At 73.4% G+C, this 17308-nt stretch carries 16 protein-coding genes; 12 read left to right on the forward strand and 4 right to left on the reverse strand.

Annotation, left to right across the window (positions count from 1 at the left end):
• Positions 1–34: 34 nt before the first annotated feature.
• Positions 35–313 carry a hypothetical protein gene (locus ACIRRU_RS18250; protein ID WP_363202565.1) on the reverse strand — a complete coding sequence of 93 codons (279 nt, stop codon included), beginning with the start codon at positions 311–313 and terminating at the stop codon, positions 35–37.
• Positions 314–323: 10 nt separating this feature from the next.
• Positions 324–1106 carry a PspA/IM30 family protein gene (locus ACIRRU_RS18255; protein ID WP_363202566.1) on the reverse strand — a complete coding sequence of 261 codons (783 nt, stop codon included), beginning with the start codon at positions 1104–1106 and terminating at the stop codon, positions 324–326.
• Between the two features lie 329 nt (positions 1107–1435).
• Here ACIRRU_RS18255 and ACIRRU_RS18260 point away from each other — a divergent pair, with 329 nt between their 5' ends.
• The 3 genes from ACIRRU_RS18260 (at position 1436) to ACIRRU_RS18270 (ending at position 4059) form a co-directional block, all read left to right on the forward strand.
• On the forward strand, positions 1436–2035 hold the full coding sequence (locus tag ACIRRU_RS18260) for a DUF3043 domain-containing protein (protein ID WP_403681492.1): 600 nt from the start codon (positions 1436–1438) through the stop codon (positions 2033–2035).
• 59 nt (positions 2036–2094) lie between these two features.
• A complete protein-coding gene (locus ACIRRU_RS18265; protein ID WP_403681494.1) occupies positions 2095–2826 on the forward strand; it encodes a class I SAM-dependent methyltransferase in 732 nt (243 codons plus the stop codon).
• A 108-nt stretch (positions 2827–2934) separates the two neighbouring features.
• Positions 2935–4059 (forward strand): S1C family serine protease, encoded by a 1125-nt coding sequence (locus ACIRRU_RS18270; protein WP_403681496.1) that lies wholly within the window; start codon positions 2935–2937, stop codon positions 4057–4059.
• Between the two features lie 71 nt (positions 4060–4130).
• Here ACIRRU_RS18270 and ACIRRU_RS18275 read toward each other — a convergent pair whose 3' ends face one another.
• The gene (locus tag ACIRRU_RS18275; protein WP_363202754.1) at positions 4131–4340 is read right to left on the reverse strand and encodes a hypothetical protein; all 210 of its coding nucleotides are present in this window, start codon (positions 4338–4340) and stop codon (positions 4131–4133) included.
• Positions 4341–4418: 78 nt separating this feature from the next.
• Here ACIRRU_RS18275 and ACIRRU_RS18280 point away from each other — a divergent pair, with 78 nt between their 5' ends.
• The 4 genes from ACIRRU_RS18280 (at position 4419) to ACIRRU_RS18295 (ending at position 9612) form a co-directional block, all read left to right on the forward strand.
• Entirely contained in the window at positions 4419–5621 is a 1203-nt protein-coding gene (locus ACIRRU_RS18280) for a bifunctional adenosylcobinamide kinase/adenosylcobinamide-phosphate guanylyltransferase (protein ID WP_403681498.1), read from the forward strand.
• Positions 5622–5738: 117 nt separating this feature from the next.
• Complete coding sequence (cobT, locus tag ACIRRU_RS18285) at positions 5739–6869, forward strand: nicotinate-nucleotide--dimethylbenzimidazole phosphoribosyltransferase (protein ID WP_403681500.1); 1131 nt, start codon at positions 5739–5741, stop codon at positions 6867–6869.
• A 239-nt stretch (positions 6870–7108) separates the two neighbouring features.
• Positions 7109–8890 (forward strand): phosphatidylglycerol lysyltransferase domain-containing protein, encoded by a 1782-nt coding sequence (locus ACIRRU_RS18290; RefSeq protein WP_403681502.1) that lies wholly within the window; start codon positions 7109–7111, stop codon positions 8888–8890.
• Positions 8887–9612, forward strand: coding sequence for a hypothetical protein (locus ACIRRU_RS18295; RefSeq protein WP_403681504.1), 726 nt, complete (start codon positions 8887–8889; stop codon positions 9610–9612). The genes ACIRRU_RS18290 and ACIRRU_RS18295 overlap by 4 nt, the downstream gene beginning before the upstream one ends.
• Here ACIRRU_RS18295 and ACIRRU_RS18300 read toward each other — a convergent pair.
• Entirely contained in the window at positions 9552–10316 is a 765-nt protein-coding gene (locus ACIRRU_RS18300; RefSeq protein ID WP_403681507.1) for a hypothetical protein, read from the reverse strand. The two genes, ACIRRU_RS18295 and ACIRRU_RS18300, sit on opposite strands and share 61 nt — an antisense overlap.
• Before the next feature lie 97 nt (positions 10317–10413).
• Here ACIRRU_RS18300 and ACIRRU_RS18305 point away from each other — a divergent pair, with 97 nt between their 5' ends.
• From ACIRRU_RS18305 to ACIRRU_RS18325, 5 genes are all read left to right on the forward strand, one after another.
• Complete coding sequence (locus ACIRRU_RS18305) at positions 10414–11196, forward strand: adenosylcobinamide-GDP ribazoletransferase (protein WP_403681509.1); 783 nt, start codon at positions 10414–10416, stop codon at positions 11194–11196.
• A 171-nt stretch (positions 11197–11367) separates the two neighbouring features.
• On the forward strand, positions 11368–12915 hold the full coding sequence (locus ACIRRU_RS18310) for a leucyl aminopeptidase (protein ID WP_363202576.1): 1548 nt from the start codon (positions 11368–11370) through the stop codon (positions 12913–12915).
• 383 nt (positions 12916–13298) lie between these two features.
• Positions 13299–14687 (forward strand): dihydrolipoyl dehydrogenase, encoded by a 1389-nt coding sequence (gene lpdA / locus ACIRRU_RS18315; protein ID WP_363202577.1) that lies wholly within the window; start codon positions 13299–13301, stop codon positions 14685–14687.
• Between the two features lie 61 nt (positions 14688–14748).
• Positions 14749–16533 (forward strand): 2-oxoglutarate dehydrogenase, E2 component, dihydrolipoamide succinyltransferase, encoded by a 1785-nt coding sequence (gene sucB / locus ACIRRU_RS18320; RefSeq protein WP_403681513.1) that lies wholly within the window; start codon positions 14749–14751, stop codon positions 16531–16533.
• 149 nt (positions 16534–16682) lie between these two features.
• On the forward strand, positions 16683–17306 hold the full coding sequence (locus ACIRRU_RS18325; protein ID WP_363202579.1) for a GntR family transcriptional regulator: 624 nt from the start codon (positions 16683–16685) through the stop codon (positions 17304–17306).
• Positions 17307–17308 lie beyond the last annotated feature (2 nt).

Raw genomic sequence — 17308 nt, forward strand, 5'->3', positions numbered from 1 at the left:
GGGCGCTGGGGAGTGCGGGCGGGACGGGGCGGGATCAGTTGGGGATGAGCCCGTCGTCGCTGAGCATGGCGCGAACCTCGTCGATGGTCGCGTCGGGCGCCGGGAGGATCAGCTCGGACGGCTCCAGCGAGTCGTCCGGCAGCGGCGCGCCCAGCTCGCGCACCTTGTCCAGGAGCGCGTGGAGGGTGGTGCGGAAGCCGGGTCCGTCACCGCTCTCCATCTCCTTGAGCAGGACGTCGTCGAGCTCGTTGAGTTCGACGAAGTGACTGTCGGCCAGCTTGACCTGGCCTTCCCCCATGATCCGTACGATCATGACGCTGCCCTCACTGCTTGTCGAACTTGTGCGGGGACTGCTGCGACTGCGGCGTACCGTCCTGAGCGCCGCCCTCGATGGCCTGCTGGGAGGACGAGGAGCCGCCCGCCAGCTCGGCCTTCATCCGCTGGAGCTCCAGCTCCACGTCGCTGCCGCCGGAGATCCGGTCCAGCTCGGCGGCGATGTCGTCCTTCGCCGTGCCGGAGGGGTCGTCCAGGGCGCCGGAGGCGAGCAGTTCGTCGATGGCACCGGCCCGCGCCTGGAGCTGCTGCGTCTTGTCCTCGGCCCGCTGGATCGCCAGGCCGACGTCGCCCATCTCCTCGGAGATGCCGGAGAAGGCCTCGCCGATCCGGGTCTGGGCCTGCGCGGCGGTGTAGGTGGCCTTGATGGTCTCCTTCTTGGTGCGGAAGGCGTCCACCTTGGCCTGGAGGCGCTGGGCGGCGAGGGTGAGCTTCTCCTCCTCGCCCTGGAGCGTGGTGTGCTGCGTCTCCAGATCCGTGACCTGCTGCTGGAGCGCGGCGCGGCGCGACAGCGCCTCGCGGGCCAGGTCCTCCCGGCCCAGCGCCAGCGCCTTGCGGCCCTGGTCCTCCAGCTTGGACGACTGGCCCTGCAACTGGTTCAGCTGCAACTCCAGGCGTTTGCGGGACGTCGCCACGTCGGCGACGCCGCGACGCACCTTCTGCAGCAGCTCCAGCTGCTTCTGGTAGGAGTAGTCGAGGGTTTCGCGCGGGTCTTCGGCCCGGTCAAGGGCCTTGTTTGCCTTCGCGCGGAAAAGCATCCCCATACGCTTCATGACACCGCTCATGGGCTTCGCGCGCCCCCTTCTGACGGACTGGACTCCAGCACTCCCGATAGAACCCACAGTACGGGCCCTGCCTCTATTACCGCACTGTTCGGCGGCGGATGTGCTCCTCCCCAAGGACGAGTACCCCCCGTGAACACTCCCGCCCAGGGAGTAGGTGATCCCCGGGACGCCCGGTGACGCCCGGCCGTCCGGGCCGCGAACCGGCGGCGAACGCCCCCGGGAGCGCCCGTCGGACGCGTCCGGGGACGCGGTCCGTTGCCGGATCGTTCCCGCCCGCGGTCCCGGGTCCGCCCACCGACCCCGTACCCTTGGGTTTTGTGTTCCGTAGCCGTGCCAAGACAGAGAAGGCCCCCACCGATCAGGTGACGGCGGACCTCTCCCAGCAGCCCCGCGACCCGCAGGCTCCCAAGGGTCGCCCCACCCCCAAGCGCAGCGAGGCCCAGACGCAGCGCCGACGGGCCAACTCGGCCGCGCCGGCCGACCGCAAGGCGGCCATGAAGCGCCAGCGGGAGGCGCGCCGGTCCGATCTGGCCCGGCAGCGCGAGGCGCTCGCCTCGGGCGACGAGCGCTATCTCCCGGTCCGTGACAAGGGCCCGGTGCGGCGCTTCGTCCGCGACTACGTGGACTCGCGCTTCCACATCGCCGAATGGTTCCTGCCGCTCGCCGTGATCATCCTGGTCCTCAGCGTGATCCAGGTGCAGAACATCCAGACGATCTCGCTGCTGCTCTGGCTCGGTGTGATCATCCTGATCGTGATCGACTCGGTCGGCCTGGTGCTGCGCCTGAAGAAGCAGCTGCGGGAGCGTTTCCCGGACACCGCCAAGCGCGGGGCCGTGGCGTACGGCCTGATGCGCACGCTCCAGATGCGCCGACTGCGGCTGCCGAAGCCGCAGGTCAAGCGCGGAGAGCGGCCCTGACCACGGAGGCCTCGGGCTCGGGCGGTGCCCTTCCGGTGGGACCGGACTCCGCCCGCGGGGTGCGTGAGACGGTTCGCCAGGAGCTCGTCGGGCGCCAGCTGGACGAGCAGATAGCCGGGCGGTTCCCGGTCGGGCGGCGGCTGCGCGTCCTGGACGTCGGCATGGGCCGGGGCGTCCAGGTGCTGCGGCTGGCGCGGGCCGGTCACTCGGTGACGGGCCTGGAGTCGGACGCGGAACCGCTGGGGGCGGCCCGAGCGGCGCTGGCGACGGAGCCCGAGGGCATCCGGGAGCGGGTGCGGCTGATCGAGGGCGACGGCCGGGACACCGGGGTGCACTTCCTGCCCGGCAGCTTCGACGTGGTGCTGTGCCACGGGGTCCTGATGTACGTCGAGGAGCCGGACCCGATGCTGGCCGGGCTGGCCCGGATGCTGGCCCCCGGCGGTCTGCTCTCCCTGCTCGTCCGGAACGCGGACGCGCTCGCGATGCGCCCGGCGCTGGCCGGTGACTTCGGTGCGGCCCTGGCCGCCTTCGACTCCGCCGCGTACACCGACGACCGCGGCCGCACGGTCCGGGCCGACCGGCTGGAGGCCCTGCGGGCCACGCTGGCCGGGATCGCCGCCCCACTGCACGCCTGGTACGGGGTGCGGGTCTTCACCGATGGGGTGCCCGACGACGCGGTACCGGCCCCCGGGGAGGTGGAGCGGGCCCTGGTCCTGGAGGACCGGGCCGGGCGCACCGACCCCTACCGGGGTGTGGCAGCGCTGCTGCACCTGTGCGGGGTACGCGGCTAGGACCCCTCGTCGAACTGCCGTCGTCGCCCTGAGGGCCCTACGCGGGCGGTTCCCGTTCGGCCCATCAGGGCGGGTGTCCGGGCGGCGGCGGAGACCAGACTTTCCGGCATGGACACTCCGGACCTGCCCTCTTCCTCCCCTCGCCGCCGCGCCCGGGGCCCCCGCCCCCTCACCCGGCGGCTGCTGCCGCCCCTGACGGCCGCCGTGTGCGCGGTCCTCCTCGTGGGCGGCTGCTCCGCGTCGAGCCCGCCGGCCTCCGCCCCGGAGGCCGATGCCTCCGGCACGGCCCGGGGTGCGGCCCTCCGGGCGCCGGGCGACCTGGAGGAGGGCTACCAGCAGGTCATCAAGGACGTACTGCCGTCGGTGGTGCAGATCGACGCTTCGGACAGCCTCGGTTCCGGCGTCGTCTACGACGACCGGGGCCACATCGTCACCAATGCCCATGTGGTCGGCGAGGAGAAGAAGTTCAAGGTGACCGTCGCGACCGGGGAGGAGGTGCTGGACGCCTCGCTGGTCTCCTCGTATCCGGAGCAGGACCTGGCCGTGATCAAGCTGGACAAGGTGCCGGACGGGCTGAAGCCCGCGACGTTCGGCGATTCGGCGAAGGTCGAGGTGGGGCAGATCGTGCTGGCGATGGGCTCGCCGCTCGGCCTGTCCAGCAGCGTCACCCAGGGCATCGTCTCGGCGCTCGGCCGGACGGTGAGCGAGAGCCGGGCGGGCGGCGGCACGGGGGCGACGATCGCCGACATGGTGCAGACCTCCGCCGCGATCAACCCGGGCAACAGCGGCGGGGCGCTGGTCAACCTGCGCGGCGAGGTCGTGGGCATCCCGACGCTCGCGGCGAGCGACCCGCAGATGGGCGACAGCGCGGCGCCGGGCATCGGCTTCGCGATCCCGGTCTCGATGGTGCGGACGGTCGCCGGCCAGATCGTCAAGGACGGCCGGGTCACCGACTCCGGCCGGGCCGCGCTGAACATCACCGGCCGCACCGTCGTCGACGACAGCTACCGGCCGGCCGGGGTGGCGCTGGTCAGCGTGGACCGGGGCGGCGCGGCGGCCGACGCGGGACTGCGGGCCGGGGACGTCGTCACGAAGATCGGGGACAGCGGCATCACCACGGTGACCTCGCTCTCCGAGGCGCTGGCGAACGACAAGCCGGGCCAGAAGGTCACGGTGACGTACACCCGCAGCGGCGACAGCCGGACGGCGGAGGTCACGCTCGGGGAGATCTGAGGCCCCCGGACGTCACGGAAGGGCGGTACGGGACATCCCGTACCGCCCTTCGCGTTCGCGTCGGACGGGCCTCAGGCGCCGTCGGCCCGGAGGCTCATCGGACCGTAGATCTTGGTGGAGTCCTCGAAGAGCGTCACCTGCTCGGCGCCGCCCTCCAGCAGTTCCTTCCAGAACTCACCGATCCAGGACTCCGCGTCGCCCTGGGTGGTGAACTCCTCCGGCTGCAACGCCGGCTCCGTCTCCGTACCGTCGGACTTCTCGAACCGCCACGTCCACGCCATGTCCGCCTCCTGGGTCACGTTGCTGAGGGAAGCCTAGCCGGGCGCGCACCTGGCGTGGGGACACGGGAGGATCAAGGGGTGGAACTGACTCTGCTCGGCACCGGAGCCCCCGAGGGGCTGCCGCGCCCCTCCTGCCCCTGCGCGGTCTGCGCGTCGGCCCGCGGTCCCTGGGCGCGGGCCGCGACGGCCCTGCTGGTCGACGACGCGCTGCTGCTGGACCTCACCCCGGGGGCGGTGTTCGCGGCCGCGCGGGCGGGGCATTCGCTGGGCGCGGTCCGCCAGGTCCTGCTGACCCACCCGCACGACGGGCCCGCCGTCGAACTGCCCGCCGTACTGCCGCCTGCCGGGCGGGTGCCGGACGGGCAGGTGCTGACGCTGATCAGCGGGCACCGGGTGCGGGCGGTGGCGATGGACGCGCCGGGGACCGGTTACGAGGTGAGCGCCCCGGAGGGCGAGCGGCTGCTGTACCTGCCGCCGGGGGCCGCGCCCGCCGGGCTGACGGAGCGGGCGGAGCGACCGTACGACATGGTCCTGTGCGACGTGGCCGGGCGCCCCGACGCGGTGGCCCGGCTGCGGTCGGTGGGCGCGGTCGGCCCCGTCACCGAGGTGATCGCGGTCCATCTGGACCACGACGCCCCGCCGGGCGCGGCGCTGGAGCGGCGGCTGGCCGCGGCCGGGGCGCGGGCGGTGCCGGACGGGACGACGCTGGTGGTGGGCGAGTACCACGCGGTGCCGGACGTGCCGCGCCGGGTGCTGGTGACGGGCGGTGCGCGGTCGGGGAAGTCGGTGGAGGCGGAGCGGCGGCTGGAGACGTTCCCGGACGTGGTGTACGTGGCGACCGGCGGCCGCCGCGAGGGGGACCCGGAGTGGGCGGCCCGGGTGGGGCTGCACCGGGAGCGCAGACCGGGCGGCTGGCGGACGGAGGAGACCTGCGAGCTGACCGAGCTGCTGCGGGCCCCGGGGCCGCCGCTGCTGATCGACTGCCTGTCGCTGTGGCTGACCGACGCGATGGACCGGGTGGGGGCCTGGGAGGACGAGCGGTGGCGGGACGGCGGCGAGGCGGCGCTGCGGGTGCGCGTCGCGGAGCTGGTCGCCTCGGTGCGCGGGACCCGGCGGGCGGTGGTGCTGGTGACCAACGAGGTGGGGTCCGGAGTGGTCCCGGCGACGCCCGCGGGGCGCCGCTTCCGGGACGAGCTGGGCCGGCTGAACGCGGCGGTGGCGGCCGAGTGCGAGGAGGTGCTGCTGGTGGTGGCGGGGCAGGTGCTGGTGGTGCGGGGGTGAGGGGGCGTCACCGGTGCCGGTGGGTCCGGGGAGGGCGGCGGGTACTGTTCCGGGCAGGGGCCCGCCGCCGGGTTCCCGGACCGGACCCCGACGTGACGACCCGCGAGGCAGACCTCCGTGAACCTGGACGACTTCTCCGACCTGATCGAACGCCCCGACGGGGGCGTTCGCCGCGACGCCGAGGAGCGGCGGGAGCGGCTGACCGTGCCGCCCGGGGCGCTCGGGCGCCTGGACGAGCTGGCCGAGTGGCTCAGCGCCGCGCAGCAGTCCGTCCCGGTCAGGACGGTGGAGCAGCCGCGGCTGGTGATCTTCGCCGGTGACCACGGGGTGGCGGAGCTGGGCGTCTCCGGGCGGGCGGCGGGCAGCGCGTACGAGCTGGTCCGGGCGACGCTGGACGGCGCCGGCCCGGCCGCGGTGCTGGCTCGGCGGTTCTCGGTGCCGCTGCGTGTGGTGGACGCCTCGCTGGACTGCGATCCGGAGCTGCTGCCCGAGTCCGTGGTGCGGCACCGGGTGCGGCGGGGTTCGGGGCGGATCGACGTCGAGGACGCGCTGAGCGCCGAGGAGGCCGAGCGGGCGGTCCGGCTGGGCATGGCGATCGCCGACGAGGAGGCGGACTCCGGCACCGATCTGGTGGTGCTCGGGGATCTGAGCGTCGGCGGGACCACCGCCGCGGCCACGCTGATCGCGGCGCTGTGCGGCACGGACGCCTCGGTGGTGACCGGGCGCGGCGGTGCGGGCATCGACGACCTGGCGTGGATGCGCAAGTGCGCGGCGGTGCGGGACGCGCTGCGCCGGGCCCGGCCGGTGCTCGGGGACCAGCTGGAGCTGCTGGCCGCGGTGGGCGGCGCGGACCTGGCGGCGATGACCGGGTTCCTGTTGCAGAGCGCGGTGCGCCGGATGCCGGTGATCCTGGACGGGGTCGTCTCGGCGGCCTGCGCGCTGGTGGCGCAGCGGGCGGCGTTCCGCGCGCCGGACTGGTGGCTGGCCGGGCAGGTCAGCGGGGAGCCCGCGCAGACGAAGGCGCTGGACCGGATGGCCCTGACCCCGCTGCTGGACCACGGGGTGACGGTGGGCGAGGGCAGCGGGGCGCTGCTGGCCCTGCCGCTGGTGCAGGCGGCGGCCGCGCTCGCCGCCGAGCTGCCGGAGCGTGCGGCGGAGCCGGTGCCCGATGAGGGGGCCGGGGAGGACGAGGGGCCCGGGGAGCCGGACCAGGACCAGGACCGGGAGCGGGCGCTCGACGCGACCTAGGGGCGTGCCCCCGGGGGGGGATGTCCTGCCGGAGCGCGAGTCGCCCTGCCGGGGCACAGGCTGCCGGGGCGCGGGGTGCGGGGGCACAGGCTGCCGGGGCCGGGGTGCGGGGGTGCGGGCTGCCGGGCCCGGGTCCCGGGGCACGGGTTGCCGGGGCGCGGGGCATGGGCTGCCCTGCGGGGGCGCGGGGAATATGCCCGCCGCCCCTATGTCCGTAATGCGCCATATGATCACCTCTCATGGGAGAGGTTCGAACCGTCGAAGAGTCAGCCCGGCGCAGCACCGTCCGGTCCCGGCGGAGCGCCGCGTTCGCCATCTGGTACCTGCGCGTCGTCTCGTTCATCAATTTCCTCAGCGCCGTCTGGGTCGCCTTCGGCCAGGACCTGAGGCGGCACAACACCGAGGACTACTTCACGCCCTACCTGCTCACCGCCGGATTCTCCTCCGGGGTGATCGCCTTGTTCCTGGCGATCACCATGCGGCGGCGCAAGCGGGCCGCCTGGATCGTCAACCTGGTCCTCGGCGGGCTGGTGCTGCTGGTCCTGGTCCTCGCGCTGTTCTTCGAGGAGTTCCGCGGGCACGCCCAGAACTGGATCTCGCTGGTACTAACCACCGCGTTCGTCGTGGCGCTGCTGCTGGGGCGGCGGGAGTTCTACGCCAAGGGGGACCGCTCCAACCCGAAGCTGGCGGCCCTGGTCGCCGTGGCGGGCCTGCTGGTCACCTCGCTCGTCGCCGCCGCCCTGGTGACCCTCACCAACACCGCCCACGACGAGCACCGCTCCACCTTCCTGGACCGCTGGCGCTACGGGGCGCTCCGGCTGGTCTCGGTGGCCGCCGACGACTCCCGCTTCCCCGGCATCACCACACCCGGCTGGGTCGACGTCGTCATCAACGTCCTGTCCACGCTGCTGCTGATCGCCGTCGTGTACGCGGCCTTCCGCGCCCGCCGCGCGGTCGACCCGCTCTCCGCCGACGACGAGGCGCGGCTGCGGGTGCTGCTGGACAAGCACGGCGAGCGTGACTCGCTCGGCTACTTCGCGCTGCGCCGCGAGAAGAGCGCCGTGTGGTCGCCGACCGGCAAGGCCGCCGTCGTCTACCGGGTGGTCGGCGGCGTCTCCCTGGCCTCCGGCGACCCGATCGGCGACCCGGAGGCCTGGCCGGGCGCGATCGATCCCTGGCTGGCCGAGGCCCGGGAGCACGGCTGGATCCCGGCCGTGACGGGGGCGAGCGAGGAGGCGGGCACGGTCTACGCCCGGCACGGTCTGGACGCCCTGGAGCTGGGCGACGAGGCCATCGTGGAGACGGCCGAGTTCACGCTCGACGGTCGGGCGATGCGCACGGTGCGCCAGGCCTACAACCGGGTCGCCCGCGCCGGGTACGAGGTGACGATCCGGCGGCACGCGGACATCCCCGGACCGGAGATGGCCGACCTGGTGCGGCGCGCCGACGACTGGCGCGACGGGGAGACCGAGCGCGGCTTCTCCATGGCCCTCGGACGGCTCGGCGACCCGGCCGACGGGCAGTGCGTGATGCTGGAGTGCCGGGACGCGGGCGAGGGCGGGGCGCCCGGCGCGCTGCGCGCGGTCCTGAGCTTCGTGCCGTGGGGGCCGGGCGGCCTCTCCCTCGACCTGATGCGCCGCGACCGGGACGCGGAGAACGGGCTGATGGAGTTCATGGTGATCCAGCTGCTCCAGCGCTCCGGCGAGATCGGGATCACGCAGGTGTCACTCAACTTCGCGATGTTCCGGTCCGTCTTCGAGCGGGGATCGCGGCTCGGCGCGGGACCGGTGCTGAGGCTGTGGCGTTCGCTGCTGAGCTTCTTCTCGCGCTGGTGGCAGATCGAGTCGCTCTACCGGGCCAACGCCAAGTACCGACCCGTCTGGGAGCCGCGTTTCATGCTGTTCGAGAAGAGCGCCGACCTCGCGCGCATCGCCCTCGCGGCGGGCCGCGCCGAGGGGTTCCTGGAGGCACCGGGGCTGCCGAAGTGGCTGCACCGCTCGCACCTGGGCGCCCGTGGATGAGCCGTTGGACGGCCCCGCTCCGGGCGGTGGCGCGCGAGTGGGGTCCGCTCGTGGCCGCCGTACGCGCGGGGCTCGCCGGACGCGGGGCGCGGGCGTTCGCCCTGACGCTGACGGCGGTGGCGCTGACCGCGGTGATCCAGCTGGTGCAGAACCAGCCGTGGGGCTTCCACCCGGTGCGGGGGCTGGGTGCGGTCCGGGCCGGGGATCCGCTCTGGCAGGCGCTGCTGCGCACCCCGCTCTCGCTGTTCGTACCCGCGCCGGATCTGCCGGTGTGGGGCGCGCTCGCGCAGATCCTGCTGGTGTTCGGCATCGCGGAGGTGTGCCTGGGCCGGTGGCGGACGCTCGCCGTCGCGTATCTGGCCACGCTGGCCGGGACCCTCTACGCCCGGATCGGTGTCGCGCTGGGGCCCGACGCCTTCCTCGGGCTGCCCGCGTCGGACGCGCGGGTGGTGGACACCGGCCCCTCGGCGGCGGTCGTGGGACTCGCGGTGTACGTCTGCCACCAGCACCGCGCCTGGTTCACCGGGGCGCTGGTCGTCGTCGCGATGGTGGTGGAGGTGCTGGTCAAGGACAACCTGGCGGGCCGTGAGCACCTGGCCGCCATCGCCGCCGTCCTGGTGGTGTGCGGTGTACGGGAGTGGCGCGGGCGGCGGCGGCCGGCTCAGGACCCGCGGGCGGGCGGGAGCGGCGCCCGGTCCGGGGTGCCGCCGATGAGGTCCTGAAACCTGCGGCGCGGCCCGGCCCACCTGACGTCGTGGTGGTAGGCCCGCAGCACCGCCCGGGAGCGGGCGCGGTGCCGGTGGCGGTAGAAGCGCCTGGCCCAGGGCGAGGTGGGGCGGGCGAGGCGGACCGCAGCGACCAGCGCGACGAACGGGACGAGGGTGCCGAGCACCGCCATCCGTGTCTTGCCCTTGAACAGGGCGGTCAGGACGAAGCAGAAGTTGACCGCGTAGGACGTGATGACGCCGAGGCGCCCCTGCTGTTCCCCGTCGCTCACGTCGTCCACGCCGAGCGGTGAGAAGCCCGCGAGGACCAGGAGGACCAGCGAGGCGGTCAGCACGACGGCCTCCACGCTCTGGCGGCCCTCCTCGCTCCAGTACACGTCGTCCAGATGCAGGATCAGCGCGAACTCGTCCAGCACCAGCCCCGCCCCCACACCGAAGATCACCGCGCAGACCGCGGCGGCCACCCCGTGCCGCCCGGCCGCCACCGCCCCGAAGCCGCCGATCACCGACAGCACGACCCCGGGCACCACGTGGTGGATGTGCACTCCGCCCGGGGTGATGTTGCGGAACGGGCCCTTCCCGGCCCGGATCAGCCGGGTGATGGTGCGGGTGACGGCGAAGGTCAGGACGAAGGCGGCCAGGGCCAGGAGCAGCGGGAGTTTGCCCGGTTCGGCGATGTTGGTGTGCCACCAGTTCCCCATGCCACCCACTCCCGCGCCTCGGCCTCTGCGGCGTTTTGTCCCTGTTCGGCCAATCTAGCGGTGGGAGCGGCGGGCCGGAGCGGCTAGCCTGCCCGCGGTGACCTCCCTGAACAGCCACGGCCTGCGTTTCGCCTTCGGCACCCTGACCGTGCTCCCCGTCCGTGTGAGCCGCTGGGACCGCGCGACCGCCAGGGCGGGCATGGTCTGCGCGCCGCTCGCCGGACTCGTCGTGGGGCTGCTCGCCGCCGCCCTCGGCTCCCTGGTGCTGCTGGCCGGAGCGGGGCCGCTGCTCGCGGCGGTGGCCTCCGTCGCGGCGCCTGCGGCCCTCACCCGGGGGCTGCACCTGGACGGCCTGGCGGACACCGCGGACGGGCTGGGCAGCGGGAAACCGGCCGGGGACGCGCTGCGGATCATGAAGCGGTCCGACATTGGGCCGTTCGGTGTCATCACCCTGCTCCTGGTCCTGCTGGCCCAGGTCGCCGCCCTCGCCGAGCTGTACGGGCGGGGCTGGGCGCACGGGGCGCTCGCGACGCTCGTGGCGGCCGTCGCCGCCCGGCTCGCACTGACCCTGGCGTCCCGCCGGGGCGTCCCGGCGGCCCGGCCGGAGGGGCTCGGGGCGACGGTGGCCGGCACGGTCCCGGTGGGGTGGGCGCTGCTCACGGCGGCGGTCGCCGTGGCGCTGTGCGGGGCGGCGGGCGCGGCGTTCGGCCCCTACGGGGTGCTGCGCCACGCGCTCGCGGTGCTCGGCGCGCTGGCCGTGGCCGAACCCCTGCTGCGGCACTGCGTGCGGCGGTTCGGCGGGGTCACCGGGGACGTGTTCGGCGGGGTCGCGGAGAGCGCGGCGACGGCGGCCCTGGTGGCGTTGACGTTCGGCCCCTGACGGGGCCGGTCCCGTCTCCCGGGCCCGGGTCGGGCCCGCCGCCGTCACACGGCAGGAACCGCGCGCGTAGGCTCATTCCCGGCACATCGCGGCGCCGTCTACGATGCGCCGGGCACGGTCGGCCCACCCCTCGGCCGGACTCGAACTCAACGGAAGCGAGATTTCACCACCGTGACTGCTCTCACTCTCAGCACTGCCGGTGCCGCGACGCTGCGCGCCGACGCACTGGTCGTCGGCGTCGCCAAGGGCGCCCAGGGGCCGGTCGTCGCGCCCGGCGCCGAGGCCGTGGACAAGGCGTTCGGCGGGAAGCTCGCCGACGTCCTCGCGACCCTGGGCGCCACCGGTGCCGAGGGCGAACTGACCAAGGTGCCCGCCGCGTCCGGCCTCAAGGCCCCCCTCGTCGTCGCGGTCGGTCTCGGTCCGGTCCCGGACAAGCAGGACGCCTACGAGGGCGAGGCGCTGCGCCGCGCGGCGGGCACCGCCTCCCGCGCGCTGTCCGGCTCGCAGAAGGCGGGCTTCGCGCTGCCCGCCGCCTCCGTCGAGGACGCCGCGGCCGTCGCCGAGGGCGCCCTGCTCGGCGCGTACGCCTTCACCGCCTACCAGCGCGGCGAGAACCGGCTCGCCCCGAAGGACGCGAAGTCCAAGGACAGCGGCCCCAAGCAGCCGCTCGCCGAGGTGACCCTGCTCGGCGGCAAGCCCCGCGACAAGGCCTTCAAGGCCGCGGTGGAGCGCGCCCTCGCCCTGGTCGAGGAGATCAACCGGGCCCGCGACCTCATCAACACCCCGCCGAACGACCTGTACCCCGAGTCCTTCGCCGCCGTGGCCACCGCCGCCGGCAAGGAGCACGGCGTCAAGGTCCAGGTCCTCGACGAGAAGGCGCTGCTCAAGGGCGGCTACGGCGGCCTCATCGGCGTCGGCCAGGGCGCCGCGAACGGCCCGCGCCTGGTCAGGCTCGCCTACACCCACCCGAAGGCGGAGAAGACCCTGGCCCTCGTCGGCAAGGGCATCACCTACGACTCGGGCGGCATCTCCCTCAAGCCGGCCGGCCACAACGAGACGATGAAGTGCGACATGAGCGGCGCGGCCGCCGTGTTCGCCGCCGTCGTCGCGGCAGCCCGCCTCGGCCTGAAGGTCAACGTCACCGGCTGGCTGGCGCTCGCCGAGAACATGCCCTCCGGCACCGCCACCCGCCCCGGCGACGTGCTGCACATGTACAGCGGCAAGACCGTCGAGGTCCTCAACACCGACGCCGAGGGCCGCCTCGTCCTCGCCGACGCGCTGACCCGCGCCTCGGAGGAGAAGCCGGACGCGATCGTCGACGTGGCGACCCTGACCGGCGCGATGGTGCTGGCGCTCGGCAACCGCACCTTCGCGATCATGGGCAACGACGACGCCTTCCGGACCTCCGTCCACGAGATCGCCGAGGAGGTCGGCGAGGCCTCCTGGCCGATGCCGCTCCCGGCCGACCTGCGCAAGGGCATGGACTCCCCCACCGCCGACATCGCCAACATGGGCGAGCGGATGGGCGGCGGCCTGGTCGCCGGTCTGTTCCTGAAGGAGTTCGTGGGCGAGGGCATCTCCTGGGCCCACCTGGACATCGCCGGTCCGGCGTTCCACGAGGGCGCCCCGTACGGCTACACGCCCAAGGGCGGCACCGGTTCCGCGGTCCGCACCCTGGTGCGCCTCGCCGAGCGCACCGCCGACGGCGACCTGGGCTGAGCGATCAGCCGCGTACGGCCCCGGGCAGGGTTCCGGGGCCGTACGTGTTGTCCGGGCGGGGCCGGTAAGAAGAGACAGGGCTCCGCTCGCGCGGGAGGAACCGGGTTTCGCCCGCCGGGGAGCGACCGGGGTTTCGCTCTGGACGAACACCCGGCGAATCCGTAGGTGTCTACGCAGTAGTAACCCTCCGGGACGGATGATCGTCCGTCCCGGACCAGGGCCCCGCGTCCCGCCCACCGTCGACAAGTGCGAAGATGGGTTCTCGGCAGGACAGGGCCCCCACCACAGGGCCGAAGACAAAAGCGGCCGCACACCAGCCGACCGGCCGGTCACACCCCAGCGACGGGGCCCGGCGTACGGCGCACATGCATGGAGGACGTGACGTGGCGAACGACGCCAGCACCGTTTTCGACCTAGTGATCCTCGGCGGTGGCAGTGGCGGTTACGCCGCGGCCCTGCGCGGAGCGCAGCTGGGCCTGGACGTCGCCCTGATCGAGAAGGGCAAGGTCGGCGGCACCTGCCTGCACAACGGCTGCATCCCCACGAAGGCGCTGCTGCACGCGGGCGAGATCGCGGACCAGGCCCGCGAGTCGGCCCAGTTCGGCGTGAAGGCCACCTTCGAGGGCATCGACATGGAGGCCGTCAACAAGTACAAGGACGACGTGATCGCGGGCCTGTACAAGGGTCTCCAGGGTCTCGTCGCCTCGCGCAAGGTCCACTACATCGAGGGCGAGGGCAAGCTCTCCTCCCCCACCTCGGTCGACGTGAACGGCCAGCGCGTCCAGGGCCGCCACGTGCTGCTGGCGACCGGCTCCGTGCCGAAGTCGCTGCCCGGCCTGGAGATCGACGGCAACCGGATCATCTCCTCGGACCACGCGCTGAAGCTCGACCGCGTCCCGAAGTCCGCGATCGTGCTGGGCGGCGGTGTCATCGGCGTCGAGTTCGCCTCCGCGTGGAAGTCGTTCGGCACCGAGGTCACGATCGTCGAGGGCCTCAAGCACCTCGTCCCGGTCGAGGACGAGAACAGCTCCAAGCTTCTTGAGCGCGCGTTCCGCAAGCGCGGCATCAAGTTCAACCTCGGCACCTTCTTCGACAAGGCCGAGTACACCCAGGACGGCGTCCGGGTGACCCTCGCCGACGGCAAGACCTTCGAGGCGGAGATCCTCCTCGTCGCGATCGGCCGCGGCCCGGTCTCGCAGGGCCTCGGCTACGAGGAGCAGGGCGTCGCGATGGACCGCGGCTACGTCCTGGTCGACGAGTACATGCAGACCAACGTCCCGACGATCTCGGCCGTGGGCGACCTCGTCCCCACCCTCCAGCTCGCTCACGTCGGCTTCGCCGAGGGCATCCTGGTGGCCGAGCGCCTCGCCGGTCTGAAGACCGTCCCGGTCGACTACGACGGCGTGCCGAAGGTGACGTACTGCCACCCCGAGGTCGCCTCCGTCGGCATCACCGAGGCGAAGGCCAAGGAGATCTACGGCGCGGACAAGGTCGTCGCCCTCAAGTACAACCTCGCGGGCAACGGCAAGAGCAGGATCCTGAAGACCGCGGGCGAGATCAAGCTCGTCCAGGTCAAGGACGGTGCCGTGGTCGGCGTCCACATGGTGGGCGACCGCATGGGCGAGCAGGTCGGCGAAGCCCAGCTGATCTACAACTGGGAAGCGCTGCCCGCCGAGGTCGCCCAGCTCATCCACGCCCACCCGACGCAGAACGAGGCGATGGGCGAGGCTCACCTGGCGCTGGCCGGGAAGCCCCTCCACTCCCACGACTGATCCCCCGTTCCGGGCGCGACGACCGACCACTTCCGCATTTTCGTAAGGAGCAACTGAAACCATGTCGGTTTCCGTAACCCTTCCGGCGCTCGGCGAGAGCGTCACCGAGGGCACTGTCACCCGTTGGCTCAAGGCCGAGGGCGAGCGCGTCGAGGCCGACGAGCCGCTGCTCGAAGTCTCGACCGACAAGGTCGACACCGAGATCCCGGCCCCCGCGTCCGGCGTTCTGTCTTCCATCAAGGTCGCCGAGGACGAGACCGTCGAGGTCGGCGCCGAGCTGGCCGTCATCGACGACGGCTCCGGCGGCGGTGCGGCCGAGGCGGCGGCTCCGGCCGCCGAGGAGGCCCCGGCCGCCGAGGCTCCGGCGCCCGCCGCCGAGGAGGCCGCCGCCGCCCCGGCCCCCGAGGCCGAGGCCCCGGCCGCCTCCGGCGGTTCCGCCGAGGGCACCGACGTCACCCTCCCCGCGCTCGGCGAGAGCGTGACCGAGGGCACCGTGACCCGCTGGCTCAAGGAGGTCGGCGAGGAGGTCGCGGAGGACGAGCCGCTGCTGGAGGTCTCCACGGACAAGGTCGACACCGAGATCCCCGCCCCGGTCGCCGGTGTGCTGCTGGAGATCGTGGTCGGCGAGGACGAGACCGCCGAGGTCGGTGCCAAGCTCGCCGTCATCGGCGCCCCGGGCGCCGCCCCCAAGCAGGAAGCCCCCAAGCAGGAGGCTCCCAAGCAGGAGGCCCCGGCCCAGGAAGCGCCCAAGCAGGAGGCTCCGGCTCAGGAGGCCCCCAAGCAGGAAGCCCCCAAGCAGCAGGAAGCCCCGAAGCAGGAGGCTCCCGCTCCGGCCCCGTCGGCTCCGGCCCCCGCGCAGCCCGCCCCCGCCGCGCCCGCGCAGCCTGCCGCTGCCGCGCCCTCCGGTGACGACGGCGCGTACGTCACGCCGCTGGTCCGCAAGCTCGCGTCCGAGAACAACGTGGACCTGAGCGCGGTCAAGGGCACCGGCGTCGGCGGCCGTATCCGCAAGCAGGACGTCGTCGCCGCCGCGGAGGCCGCCAAGGCCGCCGCCGCTGCACCGGCCCCCGCCGCCGCCGGAGGCCGTGCCGCCTCCCAGGCGCCGAAGCTGGAGGCGTCCCCGCTGCGCGGTCAGACGGTCAAGATGACCCGCATGCGCAAGGTCATCGGCGACAACATGATGAAGGCGTTGCACTCGCAGGCCCAGCTGACCTCGGTCGTCGAGGTCGACATCACCAGGCTGATGAAGCTGCGCAACCAGGCCAAGGCCGCGTTCGCCGCCCGTGAGGGCGTCAAGCTGTCCCCGATGCCGTTCTTCGTGAAGGCGGCGGCCCAGGCGCTGAAGGCCCACCCGGTCATCAACGCCCGGATCAACGAGGACGAGGGCACCATCACGTACTTCGACTCGGAGAACATCGGCATCGCCGTGGACGCCGAGAAGGGTCTGATGACCCCGGTCATCAAGGGTGCGGGCGACCTGAACATCGCCGGTATCTCCAAGAAGACCGCGGAGCTGGCGGGCAAGGCGCGTGGTGGCGGTCTGACCCCGGACGACATGTCCGGCGCCACCTTCACCATCAGCAACACCGGTTCGCGCGGCGCCCTGTTCGACACCGTCATCGTGCCGCCGAACCAGGCCGCCATCCTGGGTATCGGCGCCACGGTCCGCCGCCCGGTGGTCATCGACCACCCGGACCTCGGCGAGACCATCGCGGTGCGCGACATGACCTTCCTCTCGCTCTCCTACGACCACCGTCTGGTGGACGGCGCGGACGCCGCCCGCTACCTGACGTCGGTCAAGGCGATCCTGGAGGCGGGTGAGTTCGAGGTCGAGCTCGGCCTCTGAACACCCCGGCTGTAACCAGCCTCACCAGCGGCGCCCCCGTCCGGAACCTCATCCGGGCGGGGGCGCCGCCGTATTGTCTAAACACCACGAGCGGCCCACCGCCGCCGTGATGATGTAGGCAGCACCGGTCTGCCCTGAAGGAGCCCTCCATGACCCCGCCCGTCGTCCACTCGCTGCGCGAGCAGATCCGCGAGCACATCGTGGAGGGGATCGTCAGCGGGCGCTGGAAGCCGGGTGAGCGGATCGTGGAGCGCCGCATCGCCACCGAGCTGGAGGTCAGCCAGACGCCGGTCCGCGAGGCGCTGCGCGAGCTGGAGACCCTGCGGCTGATCGAGTCGGCGCCCAACAAGGGCGTCCGGGTCCGCAATCTCACCGCCGCCGACCTGGAGGAGAGCTACCCGGTCCGGGCTGGCCTGGAGCAGATCGCGGCCGAGCTGGCGGCCCCGGTGCTCGGCCGGGACTGCTCGGCGCTGGAGCCGCACGTGGCGGCGCTGTACGAGGCGGACCGGCGGGCGGACGGGGAGGCCCAGGTCCGGCACACGGTGGGCTTCCACCGGGAGCTGGTCCGGGCCGCGGGGAACGCGGTGCTGCTGCACACCTGGGAGGGGCTGGGCATCGAGGTGTTCACGGCCCTGTCGATCCGCTGGCTGGGCACGGTGCAGAAGTCGTACGCGGAGGAGCACCAGGCCCTCATCGACGCGTTCCTCGCCGAGGACCCGCGGATCGGGTCGCTGGTGAAGGCGCACGTCCTGGGCTGCGCTCCGCGCGCGTGAGC

Origin of the sequence: Streptomyces sp. NPDC101181 (assembly GCF_044767975.1) — a bacterium.
Classification (GTDB): domain Bacteria; phylum Actinomycetota; class Actinomycetes; order Streptomycetales; family Streptomycetaceae; genus Streptomyces.